At 70.9% G+C, this 8,701-nt stretch carries 7 protein-coding genes and 1 pseudogene; 3 read left to right on the plus strand and 5 right to left on the minus strand.

Going from position 1 to position 8,701, the window contains the following annotated elements; translation table 11 throughout:
- Window positions 1-16: 16 nt before the first annotated feature.
- From HLA95_RS22165 to HLA95_RS22175, 3 genes are all read right to left on the minus strand, one after another.
- On the minus strand, window positions 17-3,376 hold the full coding sequence (locus tag HLA95_RS22165; protein WP_322100161.1) for an ATP-binding protein: 3,360 nt from the start codon (window positions 3,374-3,376) through the stop codon (window positions 17-19).
- 203 nt (window positions 3,377-3,579) lie between these two features.
- Window positions 3,580-4,059 (minus strand): flavin reductase family protein, encoded by a 480-nt coding sequence (locus tag HLA95_RS22170; protein WP_191060808.1) that lies wholly within the window; start codon window positions 4,057-4,059, stop codon window positions 3,580-3,582.
- A gap of 339 nt (window positions 4,060-4,398) precedes the next feature.
- On the minus strand, window positions 4,399-4,833 hold the full coding sequence (locus tag HLA95_RS22175) for a hypothetical protein (RefSeq protein WP_191060809.1): 435 nt from the start codon (window positions 4,831-4,833) through the stop codon (window positions 4,399-4,401).
- 47 nt (window positions 4,834-4,880) lie between these two features.
- Here HLA95_RS22175 and HLA95_RS22180 point away from each other — a divergent pair, with 47 nt between their 5' ends.
- Window positions 4,881-5,465: a 2'-5' RNA ligase family protein gene (locus HLA95_RS22180; protein ID WP_222184556.1), complete on the plus strand. Its 585-nt coding sequence runs from the start codon at window positions 4,881-4,883 to the stop codon at window positions 5,463-5,465.
- A gap of 2 nt (window positions 5,466-5,467) precedes the next feature.
- Window positions 5,468-6,319 (plus strand): EcsC family protein, encoded by an 852-nt coding sequence (locus HLA95_RS22185; protein WP_255592165.1) that lies wholly within the window; start codon window positions 5,468-5,470, stop codon window positions 6,317-6,319.
- A gap of 175 nt (window positions 6,320-6,494) precedes the next feature.
- Here HLA95_RS22185 and HLA95_RS22190 read toward each other — a convergent pair whose 3' ends face one another.
- Window positions 6,495-7,235 carry an alanine--tRNA ligase-related protein gene (locus HLA95_RS22190; RefSeq protein ID WP_191061652.1) on the minus strand — a complete coding sequence of 247 codons (741 nt, stop codon included), beginning with the start codon at window positions 7,233-7,235 and terminating at the stop codon, window positions 6,495-6,497.
- Between the two features lie 495 nt (window positions 7,236-7,730).
- Between HLA95_RS22190 and HLA95_RS22195 the strand changes: the two genes are divergently transcribed.
- Window positions 7,731-8,603, plus strand: coding sequence for a tyrosine-type recombinase/integrase (locus HLA95_RS22195; protein ID WP_191061653.1), 873 nt, complete (start codon window positions 7,731-7,733; stop codon window positions 8,601-8,603).
- Here the strand turns inward: HLA95_RS22195 and HLA95_RS22200 are convergent.
- A pseudogene (locus HLA95_RS22200) lies at window positions 8,583-8,701 on the minus strand (IS5/IS1182 family transposase); the annotation flags it as partial. The gene HLA95_RS22195 and the pseudogene HLA95_RS22200 sit on opposite strands and share 21 nt — an antisense overlap.

The following is an 8,701-nucleotide window of genomic DNA, read 5'->3' on the forward strand; positions in this document are numbered from 1 at the left end:
GTTGCTGGGGCCCATCCTAGCCGGTCCGGTCGGCCTTGGCTGTCGCGGGATCGTGCCACGTGGCCGCCGCCTCGGCACTGGCGGCGCAAGCCTCCGCCAGCGCGTCCACCAGCAGGCCGGGATCGGTCCCCGCCAACGCCCGCGCCTCGATCGCTTCCGCCAGCGTCGCCACCCGGCGCAGGCCGAACGTCCCGGCCGTGCCGCGCAGCCGGTGCGCCTCCCTGGCCAGCGCATCCCGATCGCCCGCCAGGGATCGCAGCCGCCCGCAGGCGGCCTCGGCACTCGTGATGCCGCGCGCCAGCATGCGCGCGAACGTTTCGGCCGGCATGCCCGCGGACATCGCGTCGAGCCGGGTGACGTCGAGCAGCGGCACCTCGTCCGTCGCCGCCGGCAGGGCTTCCGGCACGGCCGTCGGCCCCGCCGGCGCCAGGCTGCCGGACGCGACCGCGGCGAGTGCTGCGAACAGCTCGGACCACACCACCGGCTTGGTCAGGCAGCGGTTCATGCCGGTGCTGAGATAGCGCGCCTGCTCGCTCGCCATCACGTTGGCGGTGAGCGCCAGGATCGGCACGTGGGCCGCCGGCCCGTCCAGGCGGCGGATCCGCCGGGTCGCCTCCATCCCGTCCATCACCGGCATCTGCACGTCCATCAGGACCAGGTCGTAGCCGCCGCGGGTCACCATGCCCACGGCCTGGGCGCCGTTCTCCGCCTGGTCGACCCGGTGGCCCTGCCGGCCGAGCATCTCGACCAGGAGTTCCCGGTTGACCGCGACGTCGTCGACCACCAGCACGCGCAGCGGCCGCACCTGGGCGGGTGCGGCACTTTCCCGGATCGTCCCGGCCGAGCTTCGGCCCAGCGTCAGCGGCAGCTCGAACCAGAAGGTGCTGCCCTCGCCCGGCTGGCTCACCACGCCGATCCGGCCGTTCATGGCGCCGACCAGCCGCTTGCAGATCGCCAGCCCCAGGCCGCTGCCGCCATAATGGCGGGCGGTCGAGCTGTCGGCCTGGGTGAACGGCTCGAACAGGGCGGCCTGGCGCTGGGCCGGGATGCCGATCCCGCTGTCCTCGACCGAGAAATGCAGCCAGTCCTCGCCGTCCAGCCGGCGCTGCTCCACCCCGATCCGGACCCGGCCGCTCGCGGTGAACTTGAGCGCGTTGGCCGCCAGGTTGACCAGGATCTGGCGCAGCCGGGTGGGATCGCCCTGGATTACCAGGTCCGCCGGCACCCGCACGTCCAGCTCTAGGCGCAGCCCGCGCTCGGTGGCCTGGGGCATCATCAGGGAACGGACCTGCTCCAGCACGTCGACCAGGGGCAGGTCGATCCGCTCCAGCTCCAGCCGCCCGGTCTCGATCCGGGAGAAATCCAGGATGTCGTTGATGATGCTGAGCAGGTGGCTGCCGGAGTTGCGGATCGTCGCCACGTAGTGGCGCTGCAGCGGCGTCAGGTCTTCCGCGGCCAGGAGGTCGCCCATGCCGAGCACGGCGGTCATCGGCGTGCGGATCTCGTGGCTCATCGCGGCCAGGAACTGCGACTTCGCCTGGCTGGCGGCCTCGGCCGTGGCGCGTGCCGCGCGCAGCTCCTCGTTCTGCGCCTGGAGCCGCCCCTTGATGGTGCGCAGCGCCTCCTCCCGGTGGCGCTGCTCCGTGACGTCGATGACATAGGCATAGACGTGGCGGCGGCCGCGCTCCACGTCGTCCACGGCCCAGCCGACCCGATGCGCCCAGCGCTCGGCCCCGCTCGCCGGGTCGATGAAGCGCAGGTCGAGCTGGTAGGGCTGCCCGTCCGCGATCAGCCGCTGCTCGCGATAGCGGTAGAGCTCGAGATCGTCCGGGTGGATCGCCGCCTGCCAGGTGGCCAGGTCCAGCCGCGAACGGCCGTCGCGCGGCAGGGCCAGCGTGTTCTCGCCGGCGCCCAGGAGCTCGACGCCGCGCTCGTCGTAGCCGAACGGGCCGTCCCCGGCCACGCCGCGGCAGAAGACGATGCCCTGCAGGTTCTGCACCAGCGTGCCGAGCTGGCCTTCGGTCTCGCGCAGCCGCTGTGCTGCCCGCCATTCCAGGGTGACGTCGCGGCCCACCCCCCGGTAGCAGAGGAGCTGACCGTCCGGCCGCAGCACCGGCCGCCCGCTCACCTGGAAGATCCAGGTCTGGTCGGCCCGGTCGCGGACGGCATAGCGCAGGTCACGGAAGGGCTGGCGCCGGTCGAAGGCGTCGCGCAGGCGCTCCCAGTCGTCCGGCAAGGGGCCGGCCCTGGCGATCCCATCCAGCCGGCGGCCGATCTGCTCGGTGGGATCCAGCCCGGCGGCGGTGGCATAGCTCGGCGAGATCCAGGCGATCCGCCCGGCCTCGTCGGTTTCCCACAGCCAGTCGGAGGACACTTCCAGGAAGTGGTGGAGGCGGGTCTCGCTGTCCTTCAGCGCGTGCGAGAACTGCAGGCTGCCGAACGCCATGACCATCAGCAAGGCGATCGGTGCCGCGACCCCGCCCAGGGTCGGGATCAGCCAGAAGAGCTGCTGGCGCCCCATCTGGCGCGGCACCCAGGCCAACCGGGCGACGATCCGGTCGTCCGGGCCGCGCAGGGCGATGCTGCTGCGCCCCTCGAGCGGCGTGTCGACACCCGTCAGGGTCAGCCGGTCCAGGCCGAAGTCGTCCGCCATCTCCTGGAGCATCGCCTCGTCCAGCCGCGTGGCGAACAGGAGCACCGCAGGCGGGCCGGGCGGCAGGGTCAGGCCCGCCGCATCCTCCGGCACGACCGCGTTGGCCGCAGCGATCAGCGGACCATCCTGGCCCAGGATCACGCCCGCGACCGCCGGCGCGGCATGGGTGCGGTTCTGTCGGGCCAGCTCGATCAGCCCGGCGGCACCGTCACCCAGGGCCTCGGCGACCGCCGGCGCACCGAACCTTCCGTCGAGCTGGCCAAAGCGCGGGCGGCCTGCCTCGTCCACCAGCAGGCTCATCGGGTAGCCGAGGCTGGTCCAGATGGTGGGCCCGATATTGGCCTCGGCCCAGGCGCGGTCGGGCGTCACGACCAGCCTGACGAAGGCATCGTCCCAGGCCGCATAGTCATGGACGTTGGAGGCGAGCTGCGCCTGCAGGTCGTCCAGCCGGGCAGCGGCGATCCGCTCCTCGCGCTGCCGCTCGGCCGCGTCCTGGCGGAGATTGCCCAGCAGCAGGGTGACCGCCAGCACCAGCAGCAGGGCAAGCACCAGGACCGAGACGACCAGCATCAGGACGGCACCGCGCGACACGCGGCGATGCCAGTTCCGCAGCGGCAGGAAGACGGCGGCGGTGGCCGATGGCCCGGCCGCGGCCGCGCTCAGCTCCTCGACCCGCCCCGGCACGTCAGCCGCTTCGCCCGACATGCCGTCCAGCCCCGCCACCGGCAGCAAGCCAGCTTGTCCCCGTCACCTTCCGGCAATCCCCAGAGCGCCCCCTCGGCACTGATACCGATATACCGGCAACTCCCGGTCGAAGTCCTGCGATATCTTGCCGATTGCCGGTAGATGACATCGATTGCCGCAGAAGAAGTGCTCAGTGTCATCGGAAGAGCGCATTGTCGTCCGGAAATCGCAAGGACGACGGCTCAGACGCGAGTGGCACCCCGGAACAGGATCAGCGGCTCGCCCTCGTCCCGGCTGGTGGCAGCCACCACTAGGCCCAGCACGATCACGACCTGACCCCGGTCGATCACCTCGCTCACCTGGCAGTCGAAGGCGGCCAGTGCCGTCCGCAGCACCGGGGCACCGGTCACGAGCGTCGTCCACTCGCCCAGGGCGAACCGGGCAGCACCCTTGATGCCGCTGCGGCCGCCGAACGCGTCGGCGATCGCCTCGGCATCGGCGGGCAGGACGTTCACCGCGAACCGGCCCCGCTCGATCACTTCCGCGCAGGCGCTGGTCCGCCGGTCGATCGACACCAGCAAGGTCGGCGGCTCGGCGCTCACATGGGTGGCCGAGAGCCCCAGGAAGCCGGCCGGCCCGTCCCGGCCGTCGACCGTCACCACGGTGGCACCGATCGCGCGCTGGGCCAGGCAGCGCCAGAAGGTCTTGGCGTCGATCGTCATGCGCGGGCTCCTCCCTCTCCGGGCCGGCCAGAGCCTAGCCGCCCGCCTTGTGCGGCAGCCAGCCGGGCGAACGCGGCGCCAGAAAAAAAAGTGGCCGGATCGAGACGATCCGGCCGAGTAGATCAGGGAGGTAAACGCCTGGAACGAACCGAAGTCCGTCGAGGAACCGGCTGGCGCCGGATCCACCGGAGGAGAGCATGCTCGACCCCCCGGGCCATCGGCGCATCCAGGAAGTGCACCGGTGACAGGCTCCATGTGGGCAGGCAGCGAAACTTTTCACCACACACCAACGAGGAGGACCCATGCACTAAGCGCATGTGCCACGCTCGGGTTCCCGCCTCACTTGGCACAGCTTGCCGCAGGCGGCTGCGGGTTGTTGGCCGGGTTGGTATCGTAATGCGCGATCCGCAGGATCAGCCTCGTCCCTTCCAATGGACGGAGTTCCGCCAGCAGCGCCTCGGCCACCGCCGCCGGATAGGTCTCCTCGCCCCGTACCCGGATCGAGAAGGAGCGGAGGAACTTTTCGCGCTTGGCGGGGTCGTTCAGGGTGGCCTCGGTCCAGGCCAGGAGTGGATAGCCCTGCCCGCCATGCGCCCGCGCCTCCTCCACATAGCCGACGAACGCCTCGAACTGGCAGCGAAGGCGCGCCTCGTGGCGGCGGAGGATCTCCGGCAAGGGGGCCAGCAGGGCATCCTCCGGATCCAGCCGCGCCCGCTCCGCCAGCTCGTCGGGCAGGTCGATGCGGATCTGGTGGCGCCAGGGGGGCTGGGTCATGGCACGCCTTCTCCCGTTGGTCCGCCCGGGCCGGCCGGGTCGCCGCCATGCTGACCGATCCGCCGCTGATCGTCACGCTCGCGATCAACGAGGCGGACTTCCTGGTGCTGGACGGGTTGCGCCGGCGGAACTTCCCGCCCCTGCGCAACCTGGTGCCGGCCCATGTCACGCTGTTCCACCGGCTGCCGGGCAGTGCCGAGGCGGCGATCCGTGCCGAGCTGGCCGCTGCCTGCCAGGACCGGCAGCCCTTCCTCCTGACGGGCGGCCAGCCGCGCCTGCTCGGCCGCGGCGTGGCGCTGGCCTATGGCTCGCCCGAACTGCAGGAGCTGCGGGGCCGCCTCGCGGCGCGCTTCCTGCCGCTGCTGACGGCCCAGGACCGGCAGCCCTACCGGCCGCACGTCACCATCCAGAACAAGGTGGCACCGGACCTGGCCCGGGCGCTGGCCCTGGAACTGGCAGCCTCCCCGCCGCAGCCCACCATCACCGCGACCGGCCTGCTGCTCTGGCGCTATCTGGAGGGGCCATGGCAGCCTGCCGCCGCCTGCCCATTCGCCGGTGCTGCCGGTACGGTGAGGTTTCCGGCAGGGCCACCGCGCCCTACATCTGGTCCTGGCAACAGGGAGCCGGGGTGAGCATGCAGGGTGTGGTGATCACCGCCGACGAGCGGGTGCTGGTAGGCAGCGAGCTGCCGCTTGCCGACCGCGAAGCGCTGCGCCTGGCGGTACGCAGCCTGGAAGGCCCGAGCTTCGCCGCCAAGCTCTCGGACCTGGCGGGCCGGCCGATCGAGCTGCTCGGCCGCGCCTTGCCCGAGCGCGTGGCCAAGATCGTCTCGGAAGCCACCGCGACGGCCCTGCGCCAGGCGCTGCGCCTGGTGCTGCTCACCGTGCCCGAAGGCCGGCCGGACCCGCAGACCCGTACCCACCGGGCGCTGGCGACGCTTACCGGCGCCATGGGCGGGGCGTTCGGCGTGGCCGCCCTGCCGGTCGAGCTGCCGGTCTCGACCACCATCATGCTGCGGGCGATCGCGCGGATCGCGCAGAGCGAGGGCGAGGACCTGCGCGACCCGGAGGCGGCTCTGGCCTGCCTGCAGGTGTTCGCGCTGGCCGGGCGGACCGGCCACCTGCACGAGAGCGGCTATTTCGCGGCCCGCGCCGCCATGGCCCGCTCGGTGATCCATGCGGCGCGGCAGTTCGCCGAGCGCGGCCTGATCGACGAGACCAGCTCGGCCATGGTCCGCCTGCTGGCCCAGATCGGCGCCCGGTTCGGCGTCACCGTGTCGCAGAAGGCGGCGGCCCAGGCGGTGCCGGTGCTGGGTGCGGTGAGCGGGGCCGCGATCAACGCGACCTTCACCCATTACTTCCAGTCGCTGGCCAAGGGCCATTTCACCGTGCGCCGGCTGGAGCGCCAGCATGGCAAGGCCGTGGTGCGCCGGGCTTATGAGCAGATCATGCGCGAGGAAGGCCTGGCCGGCGGGACCACCGCATAAGTCAGCCTCCGCCCGGATCTCGCCGGGCTCGCCCAACTCCGATCATGCTGTGCTTGCCGGCGGCGTATCGCGCCCGCCCTGGCTCATGCCGTGCCGCCGGTGATGGCGGCCCGTTGCGGCGGATGGAGAACGGGCATCATCCCCGGCCGCAGCCGATGCCGGGTCCGGCACCGGCTCAGGTGCCGGCCTCGAGCTCATAGGCCACCTTGACCATGTTCTTCCTGGCCTTGACGTAGCGGATGATGACCGGCCCTACCTCGCGGATGTCGGCCACATGGGTCCCGCCGCAGGGCAGCCCCCGCTCGTCCCATACCGTCACCAGGCGGACCGGCTTGTCCAAAGGCAGGTTGTCCGGGACGAACCGGGCGCGTTTCGGCAGTTCCTCCCTGGACACGAGCTCCGTCCTGGTCGGGAAGCCGTGCCTGATCAGCCGGTTCAGCTCGGCCTCGATCAGGGCTGCGGCATCGGGTGCGGGCACGGCATCTGCCCGGTACTCGACGGCCGACTGTCCCGGTGCGTGCACACCCTTGGCCGGCTGCCAGCCCAGCCCGAGATTCCAGACCGCCTCGTCGATCAGGTGACCGGCAGTGTGCAGGCGGCTGTGCAGCCGGCGGCGCTCGCCGTCGACCTGCAGCGTCACCGCGTCGCCGGCCTGGAACGGCCGGGCCGCGGGCCTGCCCAGGTGATGGACGATCCCGCCCTGGAACCGGACCTCCTCGACCTGGAACCTGCCTGCCTCACCCTTGATCCAGCCCTGGTCGAACGGCTGGCCACCGCCTTGCGGGTAGAAGAGCGTCCGGCCCAGGACGACCGCAGCCATGCCGTCCTTGAAGTCCGGCACGACCTCCAGGACAGCGGCCTCACCTTCCAGAACGGCCTGCTGCTCCATGTAGAGGAGCAGCGTCGATGACGTCATGGAACTCGATCCTCGCTGGGTGGAGCAGGATGCACCGACAGAAGCAGGACGCAGGGGCGCACCGGGCACGACGCGCTGCGGACGCGGGTGGGACCCGATCGGCTGGCAGAGATGGTGGAGCGGGTGGTGCTGGCACCCGGGCTGGGCGCCGCGTCCAGAGATCGCCGGAAACTGATCCAGATTGCCGGCTGCTGCATTGAGGGAAAACGACGGCCCTGCCATGCAGCGGCTGTCTCGTCACATCGTTCGCGGGAATGGTGGAGCCGAACGGGATCGAACCGTCGACCTCTTGAATGCCATTCTGGGAGTACGACTTTTCCGACACTTCCCGTACCTTTCTCGCTATTTCCCAACCCGCTGAAAATCCATGACATCGCGCCTGCGGTAATCTAGAGGTAAGGAACGAAACTACCGGAAATTGCCGCCTGGGGCTGCCGTGGGGCTGCCTTGGGCAGCTGTATCGAGGTAGGCGCCATCCAAGCTGGGTGCCTCATTATGCCGAAGATTGGGCAGAAGCTCGTGGAGAGCCTGCGTGCCGACCCGGCGCGTGAGTACAAGGTGTTCGACGAGGAGATCCGGGGCTTCGGGCTTCGCGTGTTCCCATCCGGGCGGAAGTCCTGGATCTTCCAGTACCGTCATCGTGGTGGCCGGGGCGGCAAGACGGAACGCCTGGTGATCGGCGACGCAGGCGCGATGAAGGCGGAGGAAGCCCGCACCATCGCCCGCCGGCATCTTGCGGCTCTCGATCGTGGCGAGAATCCGGCAGACGCGCGCAACGCCGCCCGGGCCGACCTGACGGTGGCCCAGCTGATCGAGCGGTGGATCGAGGCCGGCTGCCCCCGCGCCAAGCCCGGCCGGATTGGTGGCGCCTTCCTGAAAGCGGGCACGGCAGAGACCTACAAGAGTGGGCTGCGCCACCACGTCGTGCCGCTGATCGGCAACCTGAAGCTGGGCAAGCTCACTCGCGTGGACATCGAGCGCATGCAGCGCCGCATCGCCCGGGGCGAGACCGCGGCCGAGACCGCCATGAGCGGCAAGTCACGCGGGCGGATCCGGGTGGCTGGCGGCGAGACGATCGCAGGGCGGGTGACGGCCTATCTCGCCTCGGTTCTCTCCTGGGCCGAGCGAGAGGGCATGGTTCCCACCAGCCCGGCTATCGGCGTCCGGGTGATCCCGGTCAAGCGGAAGGACCGCTACCTGTCGGCCGAGGAGGTCGAGAGGCTGGGCGACGCGCTGGCGGCTGCCGAGGCCGAGGGCATGTCGGCGACCTTCACCAGCGCCATCACCCTGATCGCCCTGACCGGCTGCCGGAAGTCGGAAGCCCTGAGAGCCCGTTTGAGAATGCACTCAGTGGCTGATGCGGCGTAGCAGCAGGCTGCCCATGGCGACCTGCACGAAGGCTTCGGACACATCGAGCCTGGCCTCGTAGTCCCGCACCAGGCGGCGCCAGCGAACCATCCAGCCGA

It is taken from the genome of Geminicoccus harenae (genome assembly GCF_019800005.1).
GTDB classification, from domain to species: Bacteria; Pseudomonadota; Alphaproteobacteria; order Geminicoccales; family Geminicoccaceae; genus Geminicoccus; species Geminicoccus harenae.